This is a genomic window from Streptomyces sp. SID13666 (assembly GCF_010548325.1).
Taxonomy (GTDB): Bacteria; Actinomycetota; Actinomycetes; order Streptomycetales; family Streptomycetaceae; genus Actinacidiphila; species Actinacidiphila fildesensis.
In genome coordinates, this window is the sequence record NZ_JAAGLX010000028.1 from 66788 (window position 1) to 89929 (window position 23142).

Sequence of the window (23142 nt, forward strand, 5' to 3'; positions counted from 1 at the left end):
TGATCAGCCGGCGGTCAGCCGGTGACCTTCTTGATGATGACGCTGCCGGTTCCGGCGATGGTGCCGCGGGAGTTCAGCAGCTGCACCTCACCGAAGAACTGACGTCCTTCGGGGGCCGGGGACGCGGCCACGACCTGCGCGGAAAAGGACGCCGAGGCGCCGTTCGCCAGCGAGACGGTCTTGGTCTCGTCGACCTTGACCTGGCCGAGCGAGGCGGCGAAGTACACGTCCTTGTAGTTGTACTCCGTGGTGCCCGCCGGGACCGAGTAGCCGGTCACGACGACGGTGTACGTACCGGCCGCCGGGTTGGCGACGCTGACCGCTTCCTCGGAGTCGCCGTCCGCGGACGAACCGACCTTGGTGGAACCGAGGTAGACTTCGAGGTCGAGGTCGGCGCCGGTGTCCGAGGTGGAACCGATCGCCACGTCGAGCCGGGAGGCGCCGGGGCCGACGACCAGCGTCGTCTCCTTCGTCTCGCCCTGCGCGATGGTCGGGCGGGCGGTCAGCGCGGAGCCGAGGGCGCCGGCCTTCAGCTTGCCGTCAAGGGCGGCGAAGCCGTTGGTGACCTTCCAGTTGACCGCGGCGGGGGTACCGACCGTGGCCTCGTCGAGGGTCTGTACGGCCGGGTCGAAGGTCACACCGAGCACGGACGCCGTGACGGCGTACGGGTTGTTCAGCAGCGGCGAGGTACGACGCGCCTCGACCTCGATCTCCCAGACACCCGGCAGCGGGTCGGTGTACGACCGCAGGTCGGGGCGGCAGGTGTTGGCCGGGTTGACGTAGTTCAGGTAGCAGAACGGCGTGCTGGTGTTGTCCACCGGAACGCCGTACGGGTTGATCGCGATGAACCGGGTCTGGCTGGTCGCCTGGATGCCGCCGAGGGCGATCTCCAGGGACTTGGCGCCGGCCGGCACGTTCAGGAAGTACGAGGTGGTGCTGTTGCGCTGCACCACGCCCGACTCCTTGGTGGAGAAGGCGGGCTGGGCCAGCGGCTTCGCGACCACGACGGTGGCCAGGATCTGCTGGTCGGTGCCCTTGGTGCGCTTGTCGTCCACGGTCAGGATGACGCTGTGCAGACCGGCGGTCTTCGCCTTCGCGGTGACCTTGACGGTGACCGGCACGTTCAGCGGCAGCGAGACCTCGCTGCTGCCGGCGAGCTTGAAGGTGCCGTCGTTGTTCACCAGCGCCAGCGAGTGCTTGACCGGGCGGTCCGAACCGGTGGTGCGGGTGATGGTGACGTCGTACGTCCGGGCCTGGCCGGTCTTGAGGCCACCCTCCCGGTCGTAGATGCCGGTGCCGAAGCCCGGGGTCTTCAGGAACGCCGACAGCGGGGTGTTGACCGGAGCCTTGACGGTGTACTCGTTGGCCGAGACACCCGCCTTGATCAGGTTCCAGGCACCGTTGATGTCGATCAGACCGGAGCCCTCTTCGTACGCCTGGGCGCCCGCGATGTGCTTCGCGGAGCTGGTCAGCGCGGTCCGCAGGGTGGCCGGGTTCAGGGCGATGTTCTTCTGCTTCGCGGCCGAGATCAGCAGCGCGCTGGCGCCCGCGGCCTGCGGGGAGGCCATCGAGGTGCCCTGCAGCATCGCGTAGCCGGGCGGCAGGCTGTAGCCCGCCTCGGCGACCGGGCTGCCGGGCTCCCAGGTCGGGATGGTGTTGATCGACGCGCCGGGCGCGGTGATGGTCGGCGTGAAGCCGCCGTCCTCACGCGGGCCGCGCGACGAGAACGGCATCATCGCGTACGCCTTGTCCACCTGCGAGCCGTAGTTGGCCGCCCAGGTGTCCTTGGAGATCGACGCACCGACGCTCAGGACCTTGTCGGCCAGGCCGGGGTCGCCGATGGTGTTGGCACCCGGGCCGCTGTTGCCGGCCGAGATGACCAGCTGGACGCCGTAGGTGTCGATGAGGCGCGTGTACAGCTCGGCGCGCGCGTTGTTGGCGTCGTTCAGCGCGGGCAGGCCGCCGATGGACATGTTGACGATGTCCACGCCACGGTTCACGACGAGGTCGATCATGCCCTCGGTGAGCGCGACGTTGGTGCAGCCGCCGGTCCAGGTGCAGGCGCGCGAGGAGACGATCTTCGCGCCGGGAGCCGCACCGCTCATCTTGCCGCCGAACAGGCCGTTCGCGGCGGTGATGCCCGCGACGTGGGTGCCGTGCTCGGACTCGATGACACCGATGTTGACGAAGTCGGCCTTCTTGCCGACCCAGTCGCCGCCGTACGGGTCCGTCGGGACGTCCTTGCGGATCTGGACGACGAACGGGATCGACTCGGAGATGGCGGTCGCCGGGTTGTCCGTCCCGAAGTGCGCGATCTGGAAGCCGTTCTTGTACGGCTTGAGCGCCTCGTCGTCGCTGAAGTCGCCGTTGTTGTTCAGGTCGACGCGCACGGTGCCGGCGGCGGCGTCGTAGAGCACGCCCCAGACATCGGTGGTGTCGCCGTCACGGTTGAGGTCGCCCGCCATGTCGCCGCCGGTCGTGGCGGCCTCGGAGAACAGGTTGAACTTGTAGGCGCCGGCCGGCGCGGTCCAGGTCCGTCCGGCGATGGTGAAGCTGGGGCCCGCCACATCGGCCGTCATCCGGCGCCAGGTGGCGTCGCCGTCGGTTATGGGGTCGGTCGCGGTGACCCAGTCGACGATCTTGCGCTCGCCGGTGGTGGTCTTCTGGAGCGCCGGGTGACCGAGGTCGACGCCGGAGTCCAGGATCCCGATGGTCACGCCGCGGCCGTCGGCCTTGGGCTGGTTCTTGACGAAGTCCACCGCGCCGGTCTCGAAAGCGGGCTGGTACGGGTTCTTCACCGGGGTGCTCGCGCTGGGACCGGGGTAGGTCTTCGCTGCGGCCTTGCCCTTGGCCTTCGCGCCCTTGGCGGTGTCCGCCACGGGGGTCGGGTCGTCGAGCGCGATCTCCTGCTTGAGGTCGATGCCGTGGACCGAGGTCAGCTTCTGCGCCTTGGCGATCGCCGCGTCCGCCTTGGCGGTCGGGACGGTCGCCCGCACATAGCCGAGCTTGTCGTAGGTGCTCCCCACCGAGGCACCGGAGGCACCGAGCTGGTCGACGACCTGCTTGGTGGTGCCGGGAGCGGTGGCGATCATCATCGTCACGGTCTTGTCGCCGTCGGACTTGGCCTTGGCCAGGAGCGTGGCGTCGGCAGAACCGAGCTTGTCGGTGGAAGCCTTGACCGGGGCGGAAGCGGGGCCGCCGGTCGGAGTGCCGCTGGGGGCGTTGTCGGCGAACGCGGTGGCGGACCCGGTCGCGGCCAGTGCGGCCACCAGGCCCGCGGCGAGCGCGACGCGGGCCACGCGTCTCTTGGCGCGTATGTGATCGAGAGGCATGGGCATCCTTGTTCGGAAAACGGTGCCGGTTGACCGCTAAGAGTCACGTAAGCGACCGGTGTTTGTGGAGAGTTGTCCGAGGCAGGATGTGGACATGACGTATTTCCGCCATACGCCATGACCGGCAAAGCACGCGTAAAGGAGTAAAGCGCCGGTCAACTCGGGGTCACGACCACGTAAGCGGCCGGCGTCCGGTCCGACGAAGCCATCAGCGCGGTGCGCACGACGGTCGCCTGCTGCTCGAGAGCGTCCCGCAGTTTCTTCGGGGTGAGGTGGACGACGGTGATGCCGAGTCCCTCCAGGTGCTCGCGCTTCTGCGCGTACTGCGACCACAGGGCGTCGTCGTCCTGGCGGGGTCCGCGCGCGTCGATCTCCAGCGCCACCGCGTGCTCCGGCCAGTACGCGTCCACGCCGCCCAGCGACGGCCCGCCGGGCAGCCGCAGATCGACGTGCCACACCGGGTCCGGCAGGCCGTAGCAGGTCACCATCTCGTACAGCCGGCCCTCGGCGAGCGCCCGTCCCTCCGCCAGCAGCGCGTCCACCGCGTCCACCACGTGCGGCCGGGACAGCAGCCGGGCCCGGCTCAGCTCCCGGACCACCGCGGCGGCTTCGCAGTGGCCGCCGCGCACCGCCTCGGTCAGCAGTCGCCGTACGGTCTCGGCGTCGTCGAGGTCGGCCACCGCGTCGGCGAGCGCACGCGGCACCGGGGCGCACGGCAGCCCGGTCACCTGCTGCGGCCGGGGCAGCGTGTGCGCCCGGTGGATCGCCACGTCCCCGGCGTCCCGCAGCCGCCGCTGGCGCGGCACCAGGACGTCGATCCGGTCGATCCCCAGCAGCGGCGGCACCGAGGAGAACCGGTGCAGCGCCAGCGCCGCCAGCCCGGTGACCATCGCCTCGCCGTCGCCGGGACCGCCGGTGCCGCCCGGCTCGCAACCCGCGTACAGCAGTGCCGCCCGCAGCCGTTCGTCACTGGTGGGCGGTCCGGCGTGCAGCAGGAACACCTGCGGCAGCAGCTGCTGCCACGGGCCGCCGGGCCGGCAGCGTTCCGCCAGGGTGCTTGCGGTCACGCCGTGCTCGCGCAGCTGACGTGTCGTCAAGATCCTTTGCTGGGTGCGGGAGAGGTGGTCCAGGGGGCGCGGGGTGTGCGGTGCGTTGTGGTTCATGTCGGGTTGGTTCCGCCGCGGGACCGCCCGCTAACCGCTGTTACACAGCCGTCGACAAACCGGGACAACTCCGCACTAAAGTTCAGGCGTTCGGATGCCGATGGGCGGTTTTCACCTATTCGGGTGACGATCCCGCAGTCGTGCGGTGGGCGAGCGGTCGAAGTCGGCCCACGACACGCCGGAACCCCGCCGCGTCACCGTTCGATGGGGTGACGAGACGGGGTCCAGGATGTGCGCCGGGACGTGGGGTCAGCCGTCGGTCGCCTGGGCGCGCAGCGCGCGGGACAGGTCGTCGCTGGCCTCCAGGACGAGCCGGCGCAGCGCGGGCGCCGCGTCCGCGTGCGCGTCGAGCCAGGCGCCGGCCGCGTCGACGGTCTCCTGGGCGATCCGGTACCTCGGGAAGAGGCCCCGCACGATCGCCATGCCGATCTCGATCGAACGCTGCGACCAGATCCGCTCGATCACGGCGAAGTACCGGTCGGCGTAGGGCGCGAGCAGTTCCTCCTGGCCCGGCTGGTCGAACCCGGCGATGCTCGCCTCGACCAGCGCGTTAGAGAGGGTGTCGGATTCCACGACCGACGCCCACACCTGTGCCTTGACCGCGGCCGACGGCCGGGCGGCGAGGCAGCGCACCTGGTGCCGTCGCCCGGAGGCGGTGTCGTCGCGCGCCAGTTCGGCCGCGATCACGGCCTCGTCGACCTCGCCCGCGGCGGCCAGCGGCTCCAGGAACGACCAGCGCAGCTCCTGGTCGACCTCCAGACCGTCGATCTTGGCGCTGCCTTCGAGCAGCCCGCTCAGCAGCTGGAGATCGGCCGCCGACGACGCCACCGAGGCGAAGAAGCGTGCCCAGGCGAGCTGGTGCCCGCTGCCCGGCTCGGCCTGCCGCAGCTCGGTCAGCGCCCCGTCGGCCAGCGCCTTGGCGCCCTCGGCGCGCCACTTCGGCGACGCGTACTGGTGCAGCGCGGTCTGCGCCTGCTGGTGCAGCGACTGCAGCACCCCGATGTCGGACTCCTGTCCGGCGAACCGCAGCACGAGCCCGAGGTAGTCACGGGCCGGCATCAGCGCGTCCCGGGTCATGTTCCACACCGCCGACCAGGCCAGCGCCCGCGCCATGGGGTCGGACAGGTCGCCCAGGTGCTTGCGCAGGGTGTCGAGGGAGTCCGGGTCGAAGCGGATCTTGCAGTACGTCAGGTCCTCGTCGTTGACCAGGATCAGATCGGGCCGCTCGGCGCCGGCCAGCTCCGTCACGATGGTGCGGGACCCCGTGACATCGGTCTCGGCGCGGGCGTAGCGCTCCAGCGCACCGCCCGCGGCCCGCCGGTACAGGCCGACGGCGACGCGGTGCGGCCGCAGCTCGGGGTGCGACGCGGCGGCGGTCTGCAGCACGGACAGCCGGGTGATCCGGTCCTCGGCGTCGTACACGGCCTCCGGCGTCAGCGAGTTCACCCCGGCGGTCTGCAGCCAGGCGCGGGACCACTGCGCCATGTCCCGGCCCGAGGTCTCCTCCAGCACCGCCAGCAGGTCCGCCAGCGTGGTGTTCCCGTACGCGTGCCGCTTGAAGTAGCGCCTGGCCGCCTCCAGGAAGGCGTCCGAGCCGACATAGGCGACGAGCTGCTTCAGCACGGACGCGCCCTTGGCGTACGTGATGCCGTCGAAGTTGAGCTTGGCGTCCTGCAGGTCGTGGATGTCCGCGGTGACGGGGTGCGTCGAGGGCAGCTGGTCGGCCCGGTACGCCCACGCCTTGCGGCGGTTGGCGAAGGTGATCCAGCTGTCCTTGAAGCGGGTCGCCTCGGCCTGCGAGTACGCGCCCATGAAGTCGGCGAACGACTCCTTGAGCCACAGGTCGTCCCACCACTGCATGGTGACCAGGTCGCCGAACCACATGTGCGCCATCTCGTGCAGGATGACGTTGGCCCGGCCCTCGTACGCCGCCTGCGTCACCTTGCCGCGGAACACGAACTCCTCGCGGAACGTGACACAGCCCGGGTTCTCCATCGCGCCGATGTTGTACTCGGGCACGAACGCCTGGTCGTACTTCCCGAAGGGGTACGGGTAGTCGAAGGTGTCGTGGAAGAAGTCCAGGCCCTGCTTGGTGACGGTGAAGATGTCGTCCGCGTCGAAGTGCGGCGCGAGCGAGGCCCGGCACAGCGCGCCGAGCGGGATGTCCAGCACGGTGCCGTCGTCGAAGGTCCGCGAGTAGTGGTCGCGCACCAGGTGGTACGGCCCGGCGACGACAGCCGTGATGTACGTCGAGATCGGCTTGGTGGGCGCGAAGTCCCAGGTCGCCGAGGAGGGGTCGGCGTCCCGTGCGGGGCCGGCCTGAGCCTCGTTGCTCAGTACGGTCCAGTGCGCGGGCGCGGTCACCGAGAAGGTGAAGGGCGCCTTGAGATCCGGCTGCTCGAAGTTGGCGAAGACCCGGCGGGCGTCGGCCGGCTCGTACTGCGTGTACAGATACGTCTCGCCGTCCTCCGGGTCGGCGAACCGGTGCAGCCCCTCGCCGGTGCGGCTGTACGCGCACCGCGCGTCGATGGTGAGGACGTTCTCGGCTTCGAGGCCGTCCAGGGCGACCCGCGTCCCGTCGAACACGGCCGCCGGGTCCAGCTCCCGTCCGTTCAGCACAACGGACTCGACGGACGGTGCCAGTAGATCCACGAAGGTGGCCGCGCCCGGCTGCGCGGACCGGAAGCGGATCGTGGTCACCGAGCGGAACGTGTCCTCGTCGGGCCGGGTGGCCGACCGCAGGTCGAGCGCGACCTTGTATCCGTCGACCGAAAGGATCCGCGCGCGTTCGCGGGCCTCGTCGCGGGACAGGTTCTCACCGGGCACTGATGACTCCTTTGTCAGCATCGTCGATCGATTCGCATACTCCCACGCCGCACCAATGGGCGACAGGCGGGAATGCCGCCCCCGATCCCGAGGTTTCCGAGGTACGAGCAGTCCCGTGCCGTGTTGTTCCTGTTCCTGAGGAGAAGAAGAAGTGACCACAGCCGAGAAGACCCCCGTCGACTTCTGGTTCGACCCGCTGTGCCCCTGGGCGTGGATGACCTCGCGCTGGATGCTGGAGGTCGAGAAGGTCCGGCCGGTCGAGGTCCGCTGGCACGTCATGAGCCTGGCCGTCCTCAACGAGCCCAAGCTCGACGAGCTGCCCGAGCAGTACCGCGAGCTGCTCGGCCCGAAGGGCTGGCGGCCGGTGCGCGTGGTCGTCGCGGCCCAGCAGAAGTTCGGTGACGAGGTCGTCGGAAAGCTCTACACCGCGCTCGGCACCCGCTTCCACAACCGCGGCGAGGGCGCGACCCTGGAGGCGATCGTGGGGGCGCTGGAGGACGCCGGCCTCCCGGCGGACCTGATCGACTACGCCGACAAGGACACCTACGACGCCGAGGTGCGCGCCTCCCACCAGGAAGGCATCGACAAGGTCGGCCAGGACGTCGGCACCCCGGTCATCGCCGTTCCCGGCGCCGACGGCGAGCAGGTCGCCTTCTTCGGCCCGGTCGTCACCCCCGCCCCCAAGGGCGAGGCCGCGGCCCGGCTCTGGGACGGCACGCTGCTGGTGGCCTCCACCCCCGGCTTCTACGAGATCAAGCGCACCCGGACCGCCGGGCCGATCTTCGACTGATGCCGCACCTCGGACTGGTGACCCTCGTCGTCCGCGACTACGACGAGGCCATCGCCTTCTACACCGGCGCTCTCGGCTTCGAGCTGCGCGAGGACACCGCGCGTGACGACGGCAGCCGCTGGGTGATCGTGGATCCTCGCGGGTCGCGGGGGCAGGGGACGGGACTGCTCCTGGCACGCGCCTCGACACCCGAGCAGGAGGCGCGGATCGGCGGCCAGACCGGCGGCCGGGTCGGGCTGTTCCTGAACACCGACGACTTCGACCGCGACTACAAGCACATGGTCGCGGCCGGCGTCGTCTTCGAGGAGGAGCCCCGGCACGAGGCCTACGGTTCCGTCGTGGTCTTCCAGGACCTGTACGGCAACCGCTGGGACCTCATCGAACCCCGCTGACGCAGGTCTGCGGGAGAGGGTTCGGCAGCACAGGGTGAAGGCCCCCGCGCGACACCACCGCGCGGGGGCCTTCGGCCTTCGGGGCGCCCTACGGCGCCAGCAGCAGACCGCTCGTCCGCTCCTTGGCGGCGGCGAACCGCGCCTGGACGTCCTGCCAGTTCACGACGCGCCACATCGCCTCGACGAAGTCGACCTTCTGGTTGCGGTACTGAAGATAGAACGCGTGCTCCCAGGCGTCGAAGACGAGCAGCGGAACGCTGCCCTGGCCGACGTTCCCCTGGTGGTCGTAGATCTGCTCGACGATCAGCCGCTCGCTGAGCGGCTCGTACGCCAGCACGCCCCAGCCGGAGCCCTGCGTGGTGGCCGCGGCCTTGGAGAGCTGGGCCTTGAAGCGGTCGAACCCGCCGAAGTTCTCCGCGAGGGCGTCCGCGAGCTGCCCCGTGCCGTCCTTGTCCAGCGGCTCGCCGCCGCCGTCACCGGACATGTTCGACCAGTAGATGCTGTGCAGGATGTGGCCGGAGAGATGGAAGGCGAAGCTCTTCTCCAGCCCGTTGATGCCGCCCCACTGCTCCTTGTCACGGGCCTCGGCGAGCTGGTCGAGGGTGTCGTTCGCGCCCTTCACGTACGCCGCGTGGTGCTTGTCGTGGTGCAACGCGATGATCTCGCCGCTGATCACGGGCTCCAGCGAGGCGTAGTCGTAGGGCAGTTCAGGAAGCGTGTACGTGGGCATGCGCGAGTTCCTCCGGCCGCTAGGTTATTGCAAGTCGTATGCAAGTGCACGCTAGCAGCAGGAGTGGGCCCGGCCCGGGTGCCCCTACCGGCCCTGTCGGCCCGGGTTCCGCAGGCGGTCCCGGCGGTCCCGCCACTCCCGTCCGAGCGCCACCGCGAGCACCACGCCCGTCGCCCCCGCCGACCACAGCACCTGCGGGCGCGCCGCGTCGTCGGTCAGCATCAGCACCAGGACCGCGGCCATCCCCGCCAGTGCCGCCCAGCTCAGCCAGGGGAAGCACCACATCCGCAGGGTGAGCGCCCCCGGCGCCGCGCGCTCCAGCCGCCGCCGCAACCGCAGCTGCGACGCGGCGATCAGGCTCCACACCACGAGCAGCACCGCGCCCACCGCGTTGAGCAGGTACTGGAAGACCGAGTCCGGCCACTTCAGATTGAGCAGCACCGACGCGAAGCCGAACGCGACGGACGCCAGCACCGCCAGGCGCGGCACCCCGCCGCGCGAGACCTTCGTCAGCGCGGCCGGCGCCTCGCCCCGTTCGGCGAGCGAGAAGATCATCCGTGACGAGCCGTACAGATTGGCGTTGAGCGCCGACAGCAGCGCGACGAACACCACGATGTTCATGATCTGCGCCGCCCCGGGAATGCCGATCCGGTCCAGCACCGCGACGTACGGGCTCTGCCCGGGCACGACGGATTCCCACGGCAGCAGGGTCACGATGACGAGCATCGAGCCCACGTAGAAGAGCAGGATCCGCCACACCGCACTGCGAACCGCGCGCCCCACCGCGCGCGCCGGATCGTCCGACTCGGCCGCCGCGATGGTCACGACCTCGAGGCCGCCGAACGCGAAGACGACCGCGAGCACCCCGGAGACCACCCCGTCCCAGCCGTTCGGCAGGAAGCCGCCGTGGCCGCTGAGGTTGGCCATGCCCACCGGGGCGGTGTCGGGCAGCAGCCCGAGGACCGCCAGCAGGCCGAGCACCAGGAAGAGCACGATCGCGCCGACCTTGAGGGCCGCGAACCAGAACTCGAACTCGCCGAAGTTGCCCACGGCGGCGAGGTTCGCGGCGGTGAACACCACCATGAACAGCAGCACCCACGCCCAGGTCGGCACCGACGGCAGCCAGCCGTTCGCGATCTTCGCCGCGCCGGTCGCCTCCACCGCCAGCACCACGACCAGCAGCAGCCAGTACAGCCAGCCCACCGTGAAACCGGCCCAGCGGCCGAAGGCCCGTTCCGCGTGCACCGAGAAGGACCCGGAGGCGGGCATCGCGGCCGACATCTCGCCGAGCATCCGCATCACCAGCATCGCGAGCAGACCCGCGATCAGATACGAGACGACGATCCCCGGCCCGGCGACCGCGATCCCGGCGCCCGAGCCGACGAACAGCCCCGCACCGATCACCCCGCCCAGGCCGAGCATGGTCAGATGGCGCTGCTTCAGCCCGGCCGACAACGGCTCGGCGGGGGGCGGTATCTCGTGCACGGTGCTCGAACTCTCACAGGATCGGGGGAGGGGGGACGGTGGAAGAATCGGTGGGCTTTGGTGGGACCCCACAGTGTCCCCGTGCCCGGGCACGCTCCGCAAAACCCGTCGGCGTCGGGCGGGGTCTCCCGCGCCGACCGTGACGAGCATCACGTGACCTGCTGAAACAAGCGAAACGCAAGCGCGGCGGCGAAAGCTGGCCGGTGCAGGGAACCTCCAAGACGCCGAGCGTGCCTTTGTCGTCTGCCGACGGTGATCTTGGGTTGTCCGCTGCGCTAGCGTCGCGGCGTCACCTGTACGAACCCAGCCCGGCCGACCTCTCACCCACGGAGTCCCGATGAGCACCGCTGTTGTCTCTGACACCCGGACCGGCACGGTCCTCGCCGATCTGCTCCCCGCGTCCTCCGCCGCCCGGGCCCGGGTGCGCGACGTGGCGCTGGTGCTCGGCGGCGCCGCGCTCACCGGTCTGGCCGCGCAGCTCTCGGTGCCGGTCCCCGGCTCCCCGGTCCCGGTCACCGGCCAGACCTTCGCCGCGCTGCTGGTCGGCACCGCGCTCGGCGCCCGCCGCGGATTCGCGGCCCTGGCGCTGTACGCCGTCGCGGGTGTCGCCGGCATGCCGTGGTTCGCGGAGGGTTCGTCGGGCTCCGCCATGCCGAGCTTCGGCTACATCCTCGGAATGCTGCTCGCCTCGGCCGCCGTCGGCGCGCTCGCCCGCCGCGGTGCGGACCGCACCGTGCTGCGGACGGCCGGTGCCATGGTGCTCGGCAGCGTGATCATCTACGCGGTCGGCGTGCCGTACCTGGCGCTGGCCGCCCATCTCTCCTTCGGCAAGGCCGTTTCGCTCGGCCTGACGCCGTACCTGCTCGGTGACGCCCTCAAGGCCGCGCTCGCGATGGGCGTGCTGCCCGCCGCCTGGCAACTGGTGGGCCGCCGCGGCTGACCGCGGACAGCACGGCGGCCCGGCCCCTCAGGGACCGGGCCGCCGTCGTTCCACGGCTACGAGCCGACGACAGCGTCCTTGCGGTCGCGCTGCATCCGCTCACGGACCAGCGAGATCGCGATGACCACGGCCGCCACCAGCAGCGACAGCAGCACCTGCGGGCGGCCGTCCTTGTCGGTGAGCATGTAGACGAGCACGAACGAGATCATGCCGATCGTCGCCCACGTCAGGTACGGGAAGAGCCACATCCGCACGATGAGCTTCTCCGGTTCCTCCCGCTCGATGATGCGGCGCATCTTCAGCTGCGAGAAGCAGATGACCAGCCAGACGAACAGCGCGACCGCGCCGGACGAGTTGAGCAGGAACTTGAAGACGGTGTCCGGCCACTCGTAGTTGAAGAAGACCGCGACGAAGCCGAACAGCACCGACCCCAGGATCGCGTTCCGCGGCACCCCGCCCTTGCTGGTGCGCGCGAACTGCGCCGGCGCGTCGCCACGCTGCCCGAGCGAGAAGGCCATCCGGGACGCGGTGTACAGGCCGGAGTTGAGGCAGGACAGCACGGCCGTCAGCACGATGACGTTCATGATCTCGCCGGCGTGCGCGATACCTATGGAGTCCAGGGCCGCGACGTACGAGCCCTTCTTGGTGATCGCCGGGTCGTCCCACTTCAGCAGGGAGACCACGATGAGGATCGAGCCCAGGTAGAAGACGCCGACGCGCCAGATGACGCTGTTGGTCGCCTTGGTGATCGCCTTGCGCGGGTTCTGGGACTCGCCCGCCGCGAGGGTGACGATCTCGCTGCCCATGAACGAGAACACCACCATCAGCACACCGGTGAGGATCGCGCCGGGCCCGTTCGGCAGGAAGCCGCCGTGCCCGGTGAGGTTCGCCATACCGACCGCTTCGTGGTCGGAGCCCGGCAGGATGCCGAAGGCGGCGAGCCCGCCGAGGACGATGAACGCGGCGATGGCGACGACCTTGATCCCGGCGAACCAGAACTCGAACTCGCCGTACGAGCCGACGGAGACCAGGTTGGTCGCGGTCAGCACCGCCATCACGATCAGCGCCCAGGCCCACTGCGGGACCGAGGACACCCAGCCGTGCAGGATCGTCGCGCCGGCCGTCGCCTCGACCGCCAGCACCACGACCCAGAAGAACCAGTAGAGCCAGCCGATGGAGAACCCGGCCCAGCGGCCGAGTGCCCGGTCCGCGTAGGCGGAGAACGAGCCGGACGTGGGGTTGGCCACCGCCATCTCGCCCAGCATCCGCATGACGAACACGACCATCGTGCCGACAAGGGCGTACGAGAGCAGGATGCCCGGGCCTGCCGCCGCGATACCGGAACCGGAGCCGACGAACAGGCCGGCGCCGATGACACCGCCGATCGCGATCATCGACAGATGACGGTTCTTGAGTCCGGCCTGGAGGCCGGACGACTGCTGTGGAGTCCTGTCTTCCTGTTGGGGGGCGTCGGTCACGACTGAGGGGGGAAGTGAGCTCATGGGGTCGCATCCAATACCCGGAACGACCACTTACGGAACAGCGGAGGACAGCTGAGGCCAATTCGTTGTTTTAACCTCAAATAACCCTCAAGCGCGCCCGACGCCCCCCTGACCTCTGCCCGCCTCCGGACATGCCACACTCGTCCGTATGCGCGTGTATCTCGGCTCCGACCATGCCGGCTTCGAACTCAAGAACCACCTCGTCGAGTGGCTCAAGGCCAACAACCACGAGGTGACGGACTGCGGTCCGCACATCTATGACGCCCAGGACGACTACCCGCCGTTCTGCCTGCGGGCCGCGGCGAGCACCGCCGCCGACCCCGGCAGCCTCGGCATCGTCATCGGTGGCTCCGGCAACGGCGAGCAGATCGCCGCGAACAAGGTCAAGGGCGTCCGCGCCGCACTCGCCTGGAGCGAGCAGACCGCCGCCCTCGGCCGTGAGCACAACGACGCCAACGTGATCAGCATCGGCGGCCGGATGCACACCGAGGACGAGGCGACCAAGTTCGTCGAGATCTTCCTCGCCACCCCGTACTCCGGCGAGGAGCGGCACACCCGCCGTATCGACATGCTCACCGCGTACGAGAACACCGGTGAGCTCCCCCCGATCCCGGCCCACCACCCGCAGGGCTGACCGAACCATGCCCGAAGGGCACACGATCCACCGGCTGGCCGCCGACCACTTCGAGAGGTTCGGCGGCCGTCCTGTGCGGGCGAGCAGCCCCCAGGGCAAGTTCTCCGACAGCGCCGCGCTGCTGGACGGCGCGGTCCTCGACCGCGTCGACGCGCACGGCAAGCACCTGTTCCTCGGCTTCGACGGGACGGGCTGGGTCCACATCCACCTGGGCCTGTTCGGCAAGCTCGGCTTCGGCGACGGCAAGGCCCCACCGCCCACCGACACCGTCCGGCTGCGGCTCGCCAACCCGGACTCGTACGCCGACCTGCGCGGCCCCACCACCTGCGCGCTGATCACCGACGGCGAGAAGCACGCGATACACGCCCGCCTCGGCCCGGACCCGCTGCGCCCGGCGGACGACCCGGCCAAGGCATGGCACCGCATCACGCGCAGCCGCACCACCATCGCGGCACTCCTGATGGACCAGAAGATCATCGCCGGAGTGGGAAACGTCTACCGGGCCGAAGTCCTCTTCCGCCACGGCATCGACCCCTACCGCCCCGGCCGCGACATCACCCGCGCCCAATGGGACGCGATGTGGACCGATCTGGCCGCTCTCATGCGCGAGGGCGTCCGGAACAACCGCATCGACACCGTCCGCCCGGAGCACGAGCCCGAGGCGATGGGCCGCCCGCCCCGCCAGGACGACCACGGCGGCGAGGTCTACGTCTACCGCCGCACCGGGCAGCCCTGTCTGATCTGCGGCGGAGAGATCCGCACGGCGGGCCTGGCAGCGAGAAACCTGTTCTGGTGCCCGCACTGCCAGGGGCCTTCGGCGGCAGGCTAGGGCGCGTGCCAGGCGTCGTGGGCCAGGCGGGACTTCGCAACACGCCCTGGAACCGCCCGCCTCCGGCACTGCTCCTACGGCTCACGGTGGGCGAACGGGGAGTCCTGAGCCGGCGCGGAAGGGGCTCAGGTCCCGTCACGGGCGAGCCAGTCGGCGATCGCCGCGGTGATGGGCTGACCGGTCGCCAGCTCGACGAAGCCGAACTGGCCCGACTGGTTGCACTCCAGGAACCACCAGGTGCCGTCGCCGTCCTCCGCGAAGTCGAAGGCACCGTAGGCAAGTCCGGCCTCGTCCATGTAGTCCCGGACCGCCCGCGCGATCCGCGCGGGCGGTTCGACCGGGTACCACTGCGCGTCCTCGGGGCTGCCGAAGCGGCCGTCCACCTGGTCCGGGCCCGCCTTCTTGGCGGCGGCGAACTGCCGGACCCCCACGCAGGTCAGCCTGATGTCGGCGGTCTTGCGCACGTACTCCTGGAGCAGGGTGGGGCCCGCCGAGACCGATGAGAAGTCGGGGTCCGGCGGGACCACCGTGGTCGGCAGCACCATGGGCGGGTTCCCCGGATGGGTGCCGGAGACGGACTTGACCACCAGCTCCGGGTGCTGCTCGGCGAACTTCCGGGCGGCCTGCGGAAATGTCGTGATCAGGGTGGCGGGCACGGCGAAGCCCGCGCGGTGCGCGGCGAAGAGCTGCCAGGGCTTGTAGCGGGCCTGCTCGGCGGCGCCCGGATGGTTCATCCACGGTGCGGGCACACAGCGCAGTGCCCCGTACAGGGCCCGCTCCGCCTCGGTGGTCAGCCACTCCGGCTGCTCGGAGCGCCGGGTGGCATCCGCGCCCGGGGTGCCGGGGCGCCGGATCCACACCGAGCGCAGGCTGTTCATGCTCACCAGGCGCCCCTGTACGGACAGGAAGCCGTGCACGTCGCCGCTTATGTACTCGGCGGACATGGAGACCTCGCCGGGCAGTCCGGCCGGGTCCAGTCGCACCACCGGCACCGCGCGCTCGTGCAGGGCTGCCACCACCAGGTCCGCTGTCACGTCCTCCGGGACGGTCAGGATCAGGACGGTCATGGGCGTCTGGGGCTCAGTCGTCGAAGTGGGTCTTGGAGCCGGCGGTGGACGTGGTGGAGCCGGTGGCGAGCAGCATCACGGGGTCACTGATGACGGGTCGTCCGTCGGGCAGGACGTTGAGCTGCTGCGCGCAGTCGTAGGTGTACAGGGTGGTGAAGGTGTCCGGGGTGGTCGGCCGGGCATGAAACAGCGCGAATGCTCTCATGGCTTCTCCTCTGTCACTCCGGGCCGGGCGGTGTCCGGCACACGTGCCCAACTACGGCTCTACGTATGAGACTTGCTCAGCCGTCCCATGCGTTCCCGGCGCCGGTGTGACAAAGGTAACTATGCGTGTCCGAGTGCAGTGAGTTCGACACTCTCCGTCACTTTTTGCCTCTGGTGAGTGTCCGGTGCCGCCACGCACGCTCAGAACCCGTGCGGCAACCACGGCTTGACGTCGGAACCGAACGCCGCCGACGCCTCGGCCAGTGCGCCGGGCCGCAACTCCGTCACCCGCCCCGCCGCCGCCAGGGCGCCGAGCGAGAAGCCGCCCAGATACGCCGCCCCCAACTCCCGCGCCGAGAGCGCCAGATCCGCCGCGTCGCCGGTCCGCGCGCACGTCGCCCCCTTCGCGTCGCCCGCCAGCCGCCAGCGCCCGGCGTTCCACGGACAGAACGCGTCCTCGACATCGAGCACCACGTCGACCGGAGCCGCGTACGTCCGTGCCTCCAGGGCCGCCCCGACGTCCACCGTCCGGACGAACAGCCCGTCGCGGAGCCCGATGCCGCACCGGCGGACGTCGGAGACCAGGTGGAGCACCGGGTCGTCGGCCGGCCGGTTGCGGATCCGTACCGAGGACGTCAGGTCGAGCCCGAACAGGAAGTTCCACAGCGCCGCGTAGGCCACCGGGTCGAGCGCCTCGACGTCGCGCAGCAGCACCGCGCCGTCGGGCCCGGTCGCCGGGCTCCAGATGGGCCGCACCGCGTACCGCGCGTAGCCGCGCACCTCGCCGTCCACCTCGGCGAGCACACACAGCAGCTCGCCGGCGCCGTCCCGGTTCGACTTCGGGTCGAGCAACGGCAGCCGGTCCCAGCCCGGTTGCCGGGCGAGCATCCCCGGCCGGGCGGCGACCCGCTGCGCGTAGACCGTCTCGCACACCTCGCGTGCCGCGGCGGGGGCCACGATCCGCAGCCGGACCCGGTCGGTCCCGGCGGGCAGGTTCAGCCGGACGCGGTTGGTGTCGATCTCCAGCCGCATCTGGTCCGTGGCCTGCCCGTAGCCGAAGCGGCCGTAGATCGCCGGCTCCGAGGCGGTGAGCACCGCCAACGGCTCGCCCGCCGCGCGCACATCGTCCAGCTGTCTGCGCATCATCGACGTCAGCACCCCGCGCCGGCGGTGCGTCGGCTGCACGCTCACCATCGTCACGCCCGCCGCCGGCACGAGCGCGCCGCCCGGCACCGACAGCCGGAACGAGAACGCCCCCGCGGTGCCGGCGATCTCGTCCCCGTCCCATGCCGCGAGCGACCGTTCGCAATCGGTCAGCTCCCGCCACAGCGCCCGTTCGTCCCGGGACTCGGCAGGGCCTCCGAAGGCGCGCTCCAACATCCCGTACCAGTCGTCCCACTGCTCGGCGTCAAGCACCCGCAATTCGGTCGTCATGGACCCTGCCTACCAGCCCTCTTGCCGTGATGCGAGCCCATTTACCGCAGACAGCGACCCACCGTCCAGGGAATCGACGTGCCGCCGAAAGGGTGGGTAGGGTCGCCGGAACATGGGTAAGGACGCGGCAAGAGACAGTCTTGGCACCCGGTGGCGCCGGTCGCTGCACAGGGTCCGCCTCGGCCTGCGCAAGTCCGCCGTCGACTACTTCCGCGGGGACGCCTCGGACTGGCTGGCGCTGACCGTGCTGATGCTCACGGTCCCGGCCCTCGCCTACACCACCGTCTGCATCCCCGTCTGGTGCCCGCCCAGCGCCCTCGTCCTGCCGATCCTCACCGGCGGCCTGCTGCTGCGCCCGGCGAGTCTCCTGGTGCTCTACACGAGCGCCGCGGTCGCGCTGGTCGTCGAGTCCGCGGTCCTCGGCCCGTACCAGGACGGCCCGTCCCGGGTGACCCCGGGCATCGTCCTGGTGGTCTCCGCCGTCGCCCTCTCCGGACTGCTCATCGCCCAGTTCCGCAGCCGGGTCGGCGTGCCCTGGCGGGGCGGCCACACGATGCTGTTCGACCTGCGGGAACGGATCCGGGTGCAGAGCCGGCTGCCCAGGCTCCCGGCGGGGTGGCACGCCGAGATGGCGCTGCGCCCGGCCGGCGGCCAGTCCTTCTCCGGCGACTTCGTGGTCGCCACCCGCACGCTCGGCGGCCGGGTGCTCGAAGCGGTGCTGACCGACGTGTCGGGAAAGGGCATGGACGCCGCGTCCCGTTCACTGCTGCTGTCCGGCGCCTTCGGCGGTCTGCTCGGCTCGCTGCCGCCGCACGCCTTCCTGACCGCCGCCAACGGCTATCTGCTGCGCCAGAACTGGGACGAGGGCTTCGCGACCTCCATCCATCTGGTGCTCGACCTCGAGAGCGGCGACTACGAGTTGCTGTCGGCCGGCCATCTGCCCGGCGTCCAGCTCAGCGCGGGAACCGGCCGCTGGGAGGAGATGGCGGCGGAGGGCCCGCTGCTGGGGGTCTACGACGGCGCCGAATTCCACGGCGTCAAGGGAACGTTGCGGTCGGGCGACGTTCTGCTGCTGTTCACCGACGGCCTGGTCGAGGCCGCGGACCGGGACATCACCGAGGGCATCGACCGGCTGATCGGCGAGGCCGACCGGTTCGTCGCCACGGGATTCCGCGGCGCCGCCTGGCGGTTGATCGAGGCGGTCGCCAAGGACGTCAACGACGACCGTGCGCTGCTGGTCGTGTGCCGTGACTGACGGCGCGGCGCCCCCTCCGGCACCACCGTCACCACGCCCCCCAACACCGGTGGTCCGCACGCCAGTTCGCCACCCCTGTTCTTGAGGCCGCCTGTTTGTGGCCGTGTTGTCGTGGAACGATGTGGTTCCCGGGTCCATAGTGTCGGTGCTTGGTGGCACGATGGATGTGGCGCGGGGGCGCGGCGACTCCCCGGACCGTTGCGGCGTACCGAAGAGGAAGTGATCCGCTGTGGCCATCTCCCTGTCCGTAGTCCTGTTGTTGGGCGTCATTCTGGTGGTCATGATCAGGGGGAAGTCGATCAAGGTCGGCCCCGCGATAGTGGCCGCCCTGTTCGGCTTCTTCATCGCGTCGACCAATATGGCGCCCTCGGTGAACCGCTTCCTTACCTCACTTGCCGACACCATCAACCAGATAAAGCTCTGACGTCGAGTCCACGATCCGGCGCAGCGCGGCGGGGCGGTCCGCGCGGTCGGGTGTGGACAGCAGCGCGGACAGCACCGCGATGCGGGCCTGTCCCGCGCGCAGCGTGCCGGCCAGCACGGCGCCCGCCTCGACCAGGTCCACGGCTCCGCCGCCGGTGTAGATCGGCGCCACCGCGCCGGCCGCCACCCGGGTGCTGACCGCGACGAGGACGCCGGCCGCCACCGCCCGGCCGACCGCGGCCGCGAAGTCCGGGGTCGCGTTGCCGGCTCCGGTCCCGACCAGCACGATGCCCTCGGCGCCGGCGGCCAGCGCGGCGTCGAACAGCACCGGATCGGCGTCGCTGTGGTGCATCACGATGTCCACCCGCGGCGGCCGTACGCCCGCGGCGGGCACCGGCAGCGCCTCGGGCCGGGGGCGGTGCCGCCCCCAGGTGACCCGGCCGAACTGCACCCGGCCCAGCGGCAGCCCCGTCGGGTCGGCGAACGCCTGGACGTCGACGGTGTGCTTCTTCACCGTGCCGCGGGCCGCGTGCACCAGCCCGCCGAAGGCGATGACCGCGCCGATGTCCCGGCCGGTGGAGGCGGTCAGCAGCGCGTCGTAGAGGTTGCCCGCCGCGTCGCCGTCGGCCGCGTCCAGCGGCTTCTGCGCCCCGGTGAGCACGACCGGCCTGCGGTCCGCGTGGTGCAGGTCCAGCAGGAAGGCGGACTCCTCCAGGGTGTCCGTGCCGTGCGTGACGACCACGCCGTCGACGGCCGGGTCGGCCAGCACCTCGTGCACCGTACGCAGCAGTTCCAGCTGGTGGGCGGTGGTCAGCCGGGAGCTGTTGACGGTGAACAGGTCCACGACCCGTACGTCGACGCCCTCGGGGATCGCCCCCGCGGCCAGCACTTCCAGGCCGGCGGCCTCCGCCGCGTAACCGGCTCCCTGCCACCTGCTGGCTATCGTGCCCCCGGTGCTGATGACGACGATGTGCGGCACTGTGACCCGCTTCCGCGTGTTGTCTGATAAGTCCACAGCAAGGATATGCGGATATTGACAACATTTGATTGCTGATTACGGCGCGAAATGCGCACGACAGTGCTAGAAAATGTCACCATGGACGCCATCGACAGACGAATCTTGCGCGAGCTGCAGGCCGACGGCCGGCTGACCAACCAGGAGCTGGCCCAGCGGGTCGGCCTCACCCCTTCTCCCTGCCTGCGCCGGGTGCGCCAGCTGGAGGACGACGGGGTGATCCGGAGCTACCGCGCCGTCGTCGAGCCGGCCGCCGTCGGACGCGGCTTCGAGGTCTTCGCCTCGGTGGAGGTCCGCCGCGACCGCGACTCCGTCGCCGCCTTCGAGGCCCAGCTCCAGTCCACCCCGGACGTGGTCGAGGCCTACCGCCTCTACGGCGCCCCCGGCTGCCTGCTCCGCATCGCCGTCGCCGACAGCGAGGCCTACGAGCGCTTCTGGACCGAGAAGCTGATCTCCCTCCCGGGCGTCAGCGACGTCAACTCCCAGATGATCATGAAACGCATCAAGGCCCCCCAGGGCGTCCCGGTCGACTGACCGCCACTGATCGCCGCGGGCCTCAGCCCGCCCCGCCGCGCGACAGCGCGTCGCGTACCGCGTCCTCGGTACGGGCGACCTGGGCCGTGCCGTCGTCCGAGGTGATGATCGGGCGCTGGATGAGGGAGGGGTGGGCGGCGAGGGCGTCGATCCAGCGGTCGCGGTCCCCGGGCCCGCGGCCCCACTCCTTCAGGCCCAGCCCGGCGGCGGCCGGCTCCTGGGTCCGCGCGATGTCCCACGGCTCCAGCCCCAGCCGCCCCAGCACCGCCCGCAGCTCGTCCGCGTCCGGCGGGTCCTCCAGATAACGGCGGACGGTGTACTCCGCGCCCTCGGCGTCCAGGGTGCTCAGCGCGGAGCGGCATTTCGAACAGGCGGGATTGATCCAGATCTCCATGCCCGGCAGCCTAGGGCGTGTTTCGAAAGGAGCGCCGTTCGCCCGGAGGGCGTGGTCCACGGCGTCCGGTGCGTGCGCTCGCAAGGCGGAGGGGAGTACTTGGACGAGCCCGACAACGCGGCGAGGGCGCGTGCCAGGCGTCGTGGGCCAGGCGGGACTTTCGCAACACGCCCTAGAACGCACTGGCAGGAACGCGTCCGGCCCGTGACCGGGACGGAAGTCCTCGGGCACGGGCCGGAGCCGTACAGAGCGGGCGACGGGAATCGAACCCGCGTAGCTAGTTTGGAAGACTAGGGCTCTACCATTGAGCTACGCCCGCAGCGCCACAGATTCTGGCACACCGCATCGTAGCGGCTCGCACACCCCCGCCGCACACCGGTAAATCCGGGTGTGCGACCCGGCCGGGATTCAGTTGAAGTCGCGACGGAATATTGGCCGCCCGCGTGTACCAGGGCATGTACTCTACGTCTCGCACCAGCGGGGTGTGGCGCAGCTTGGTAGCGCGTCCGCTTTGGGAGCGGAAGGCCGTCGGTTCGAATCCGGCCACCCCGACCAGATGACTTTGCCGAGCGGGACGGGCGTGCCCGTCGTACCGGTACTATGCAATGGCGCCTGTATACGGGGCGACGTAGGGGCGCAGTCCCCGAGTAGTACGTCTCGTCGGCCGCCGGTTCCGCTCACATGGTGGGAACCGGGTGTTGGCGCGATTCTCTAAAGCCCCTGATGTCAGCCCCAAGGAGACCCAACCGTGAAGAGCGCCGTCGAGACTCTGAACCCGACCCGGGTTCGACTCACTGTCGAGGTGCCCTTCGAGGAGCTCAAGCCCAGCCTCGACGCGGCCTACAAGAAGATCAACCAGCAGGTCACGGTGCCGGGCTTCCGTAAGGGCAAGATCCCCGCGCGCGTCATCGACCAGCGGTTCGGTCGCGGCTCGGTCCTCGAAGAGGCCATCAACGACGCACTCCCGAAGTTCTACACGGAGGCTGTCAGCGAGGGCGAGCTGAACGTTCTCGGCCAGCCCGACGTCGACATCACCGAGTTCAACGACGGCCAGGACCTCAAGTTCACCGCCGAGGTCGACATCCGTCCGGCGATCGAGATCCCGGACTACTCCGGCATCGAGGTCACCGTCGACGCCCTTGAGGTGTCGGACGAGGACATCGACAAGTCGCTGGAGCAGCTCCGCGAGCGCTTCGCCTCGACCTCCCCGGTCGAGCGCGCCGCCGCCGAGGGCGATGTCGTGGTCCTGGACCTCGAAGCGTCCGTGGACGGCGAGGTCCTCGAGGACGGCGTCGCCAAGGGCGTCAGCTACACCATCGGCTCCGGCCAGCTGCTCGAGGGCATCGACGAGGCCGTCATCGGTCTCGAGGCCGGCGGCACCGCCACCTTCGACTCCGAGCTCAAGGGCGGCTCCGCCGCCGGCAAGACCTCGTCGGTCAAGGTGGACGTGACGTCCGTCCAGGCCCGTGAGCTGCCCGAGCTGGACGACGACTTCGCCCAGCTGGCCAGCGAGTTCGACACCCTCGAGGAGCTGCGCGCGGACAGCGTCAAGCGCCTCGAGAACATGAAGCGTTACGACCAGGCCACCCAGGCCCAGGAGAAGGTGCTCGACGCCCTCCTGGAGCTGGTCGAGGTCCCGATGCCGGAGAAGCTGCTGGCGGACGAGATCCAGACCCGCAAGCACAACCTGGAGCACCACCAGTTCCCGGCCATGGGCCTGGACTGGGACAGCTACCTGGAGCGCGAGGGCAAGACCGCCGAGGAGCACGACGCGGAGCTCGGCGCGCAGGCCACCAAGGGCATCAAGACCCAGTTCATCCTGGATGAGCTGGTCTCCAAGGAGCAGCTGTCGGTCAACCAGGAGGAGCTCACCGAGCACCTCATGCGCCGCGCCGCCTCCTCGGGCATGAGCCCGGACCAGTTCGCCCAGGCGGTCGTCGAAGGCGGCCAGGTGCCGATGCTCGTCGGCGAGGTCGCCCGCGGCAAGGCGCTCGCTGTGGTCGTCGAGGCCGCCAAGGTCACCGACACCAACGGTGAGACGGTCGACCTGGACGACGAGGTCGAGGACGAGGGTGCTGTGACGGTGGAGGCCGGCTCCGACGAGGAGACCGCCACCGAGGTCGAGGACGCCGTCGAGGCGACCTCCGACAAGGCCTGACCTGTTCGCACGACGGGCCCGGACGCGAAGCCGCG

Annotated in this window: 20 protein-coding genes and 2 tRNA genes; 10 read left to right on the top strand and 12 right to left on the bottom strand. The window is 70.4% G+C overall.

Annotation, left to right across the window (positions count from 1 at the left end; all coding sequences use genetic code 11):
* Window positions 1–14 precede the first annotated feature (14 nt).
* The 3 genes from G3I60_RS29115 to pepN form a co-directional block, all read right to left on the bottom strand.
* Window positions 15–3332, bottom strand: a complete 3318-nt coding sequence (locus G3I60_RS29115; RefSeq protein ID WP_239070370.1) for a S8 family serine peptidase — start codon at window positions 3330–3332, stop codon at window positions 15–17.
* Window positions 3333–3487: 155 nt separating this feature from the next.
* The gene (locus tag G3I60_RS29120; protein WP_138357655.1) at window positions 3488–4495 is read right to left on the bottom strand and encodes a hypothetical protein; all 1008 of its coding nucleotides are present in this window, start codon (window positions 4493–4495) and stop codon (window positions 3488–3490) included.
* A gap of 249 nt (window positions 4496–4744) precedes the next feature.
* Window positions 4745–7321, bottom strand: a complete 2577-nt coding sequence (gene pepN / locus G3I60_RS29125) for an aminopeptidase N (protein WP_164295721.1) — start codon at window positions 7319–7321, stop codon at window positions 4745–4747.
* Window positions 7322–7472: 151 nt separating this feature from the next.
* On the opposite strand from pepN, the gene G3I60_RS29130 reads away from it, so the two are divergent.
* Together G3I60_RS29130 and G3I60_RS29135 are read left to right on the top strand one after the other, a co-directional pair.
* Window positions 7473–8111, top strand: a complete 639-nt coding sequence (locus G3I60_RS29130) for a DsbA family protein (protein WP_164295722.1) — start codon at window positions 7473–7475, stop codon at window positions 8109–8111.
* Window positions 8111–8503 carry a VOC family protein gene (locus G3I60_RS29135; RefSeq protein ID WP_138357652.1) on the top strand — a complete coding sequence of 131 codons (393 nt, stop codon included), beginning with the start codon at window positions 8111–8113 and terminating at the stop codon, window positions 8501–8503. Before G3I60_RS29130 ends, G3I60_RS29135 begins: the two co-directional genes overlap by 1 nt.
* Window positions 8504–8591: 88 nt before the next feature.
* On the opposite strand, the gene G3I60_RS29140 is transcribed toward G3I60_RS29135, so the two are convergent.
* Complete coding sequence (locus tag G3I60_RS29140; RefSeq protein ID WP_164295723.1) at window positions 8592–9233, bottom strand: superoxide dismutase; 642 nt, start codon at window positions 9231–9233, stop codon at window positions 8592–8594.
* An 84-nt stretch (window positions 9234–9317) separates the two neighbouring features.
* Window positions 9318–10718, bottom strand: a complete 1401-nt coding sequence (locus G3I60_RS29145; RefSeq protein WP_343241975.1) for an amino acid permease — start codon at window positions 10716–10718, stop codon at window positions 9318–9320.
* Window positions 10719–11055: 337 nt separating this feature from the next.
* On the opposite strand from G3I60_RS29145, the gene G3I60_RS29150 reads away from it, so the two are divergent.
* On the top strand, window positions 11056–11658 hold the full coding sequence (locus G3I60_RS29150; RefSeq protein ID WP_138357649.1) for a biotin transporter BioY: 603 nt from the start codon (window positions 11056–11058) through the stop codon (window positions 11656–11658).
* 56 nt (window positions 11659–11714) lie between these two features.
* Here the strand turns inward: G3I60_RS29150 and G3I60_RS29155 are convergent, their stop codons facing one another.
* On the bottom strand, window positions 11715–13160 hold the full coding sequence (locus G3I60_RS29155) for an amino acid permease (protein ID WP_138357648.1): 1446 nt from the start codon (window positions 13158–13160) through the stop codon (window positions 11715–11717).
* A 148-nt stretch (window positions 13161–13308) separates the two neighbouring features.
* Here G3I60_RS29155 and G3I60_RS29160 point away from each other — a divergent pair, with 148 nt between their 5' ends.
* Together G3I60_RS29160 and G3I60_RS29165 are read left to right on the top strand one after the other, a co-directional pair.
* Window positions 13309–13794: a ribose-5-phosphate isomerase gene (locus G3I60_RS29160; RefSeq protein ID WP_138357647.1), complete on the top strand. Its 486-nt coding sequence runs from the start codon at window positions 13309–13311 to the stop codon at window positions 13792–13794.
* Window positions 13795–13801: 7 nt separating this feature from the next.
* Window positions 13802–14623 carry an Fpg/Nei family DNA glycosylase gene (locus tag G3I60_RS29165; protein WP_138357646.1) on the top strand — a complete coding sequence of 274 codons (822 nt, stop codon included), beginning with the start codon at window positions 13802–13804 and terminating at the stop codon, window positions 14621–14623.
* A gap of 125 nt (window positions 14624–14748) precedes the next feature.
* On the opposite strand, the gene tgmB is transcribed toward G3I60_RS29165, so the two are convergent.
* The 3 genes from tgmB to G3I60_RS29180 all read right to left on the bottom strand — a co-directional run bounded on the left by tgmB (window position 14749) and on the right by G3I60_RS29180 (window position 17328).
* The gene (tgmB, locus tag G3I60_RS29170) at window positions 14749–15690 is read right to left on the bottom strand and encodes an ATP-grasp ribosomal peptide maturase (RefSeq protein ID WP_164295725.1); all 942 of its coding nucleotides are present in this window, start codon (window positions 15688–15690) and stop codon (window positions 14749–14751) included.
* Between the two features lie 13 nt (window positions 15691–15703).
* Complete coding sequence (tgmA, locus tag G3I60_RS29175; RefSeq protein ID WP_138357644.1) at window positions 15704–15895, bottom strand: putative ATP-grasp-modified RiPP; 192 nt, start codon at window positions 15893–15895, stop codon at window positions 15704–15706.
* A 200-nt stretch (window positions 15896–16095) separates the two neighbouring features.
* The gene (locus G3I60_RS29180; protein ID WP_138357643.1) at window positions 16096–17328 is read right to left on the bottom strand and encodes a GNAT family N-acetyltransferase; all 1233 of its coding nucleotides are present in this window, start codon (window positions 17326–17328) and stop codon (window positions 16096–16098) included.
* Window positions 17329–17440: 112 nt separating this feature from the next.
* On the opposite strand from G3I60_RS29180, the gene G3I60_RS29185 reads away from it, so the two are divergent.
* Both G3I60_RS29185 and G3I60_RS29190 read left to right on the top strand, forming a co-directional pair.
* The gene (locus G3I60_RS29185; protein WP_164295726.1) at window positions 17441–18583 is read left to right on the top strand and encodes a PP2C family protein-serine/threonine phosphatase; all 1143 of its coding nucleotides are present in this window, start codon (window positions 17441–17443) and stop codon (window positions 18581–18583) included.
* A 229-nt stretch (window positions 18584–18812) separates the two neighbouring features.
* Window positions 18813–19007, top strand: a complete 195-nt coding sequence (locus G3I60_RS29190) for a hypothetical protein (RefSeq protein ID WP_138357641.1) — start codon at window positions 18813–18815, stop codon at window positions 19005–19007.
* Here G3I60_RS29190 and G3I60_RS29195 read toward each other — a convergent pair.
* Window positions 18972–19985: an asparaginase gene (locus G3I60_RS29195; protein ID WP_164295742.1), complete on the bottom strand. Its 1014-nt coding sequence runs from the start codon at window positions 19983–19985 to the stop codon at window positions 18972–18974. The genes G3I60_RS29190 and G3I60_RS29195 overlap by 36 nt on opposite strands.
* A gap of 117 nt (window positions 19986–20102) precedes the next feature.
* On the opposite strand from G3I60_RS29195, the gene G3I60_RS29200 reads away from it, so the two are divergent.
* Window positions 20103–20555 (top strand): Lrp/AsnC family transcriptional regulator, encoded by a 453-nt coding sequence (locus G3I60_RS29200; RefSeq protein WP_138357640.1) that lies wholly within the window; start codon window positions 20103–20105, stop codon window positions 20553–20555.
* Between the two features lie 22 nt (window positions 20556–20577).
* Here the strand turns inward: G3I60_RS29200 and G3I60_RS29205 are convergent, their stop codons facing one another.
* Window positions 20578–20949 (bottom strand): arsenate reductase family protein, encoded by a 372-nt coding sequence (locus G3I60_RS29205; protein ID WP_138357639.1) that lies wholly within the window; start codon window positions 20947–20949, stop codon window positions 20578–20580.
* Window positions 20950–21197: 248 nt separating this feature from the next.
* Window positions 21198–21268 (bottom strand) — tRNA-Gly (locus G3I60_RS29210).
* Between the two features lie 159 nt (window positions 21269–21427).
* Here G3I60_RS29210 and G3I60_RS29215 point away from each other — a divergent pair.
* A tRNA-Pro gene (locus tag G3I60_RS29215) sits at window positions 21428–21504 on the top strand.
* Window positions 21505–21697: 193 nt separating this feature from the next.
* The gene (gene tig / locus G3I60_RS29220; RefSeq protein WP_138357762.1) at window positions 21698–23107 is read left to right on the top strand and encodes a trigger factor; all 1410 of its coding nucleotides are present in this window, start codon (window positions 21698–21700) and stop codon (window positions 23105–23107) included.
* Window positions 23108–23142 lie beyond the last annotated feature (35 nt).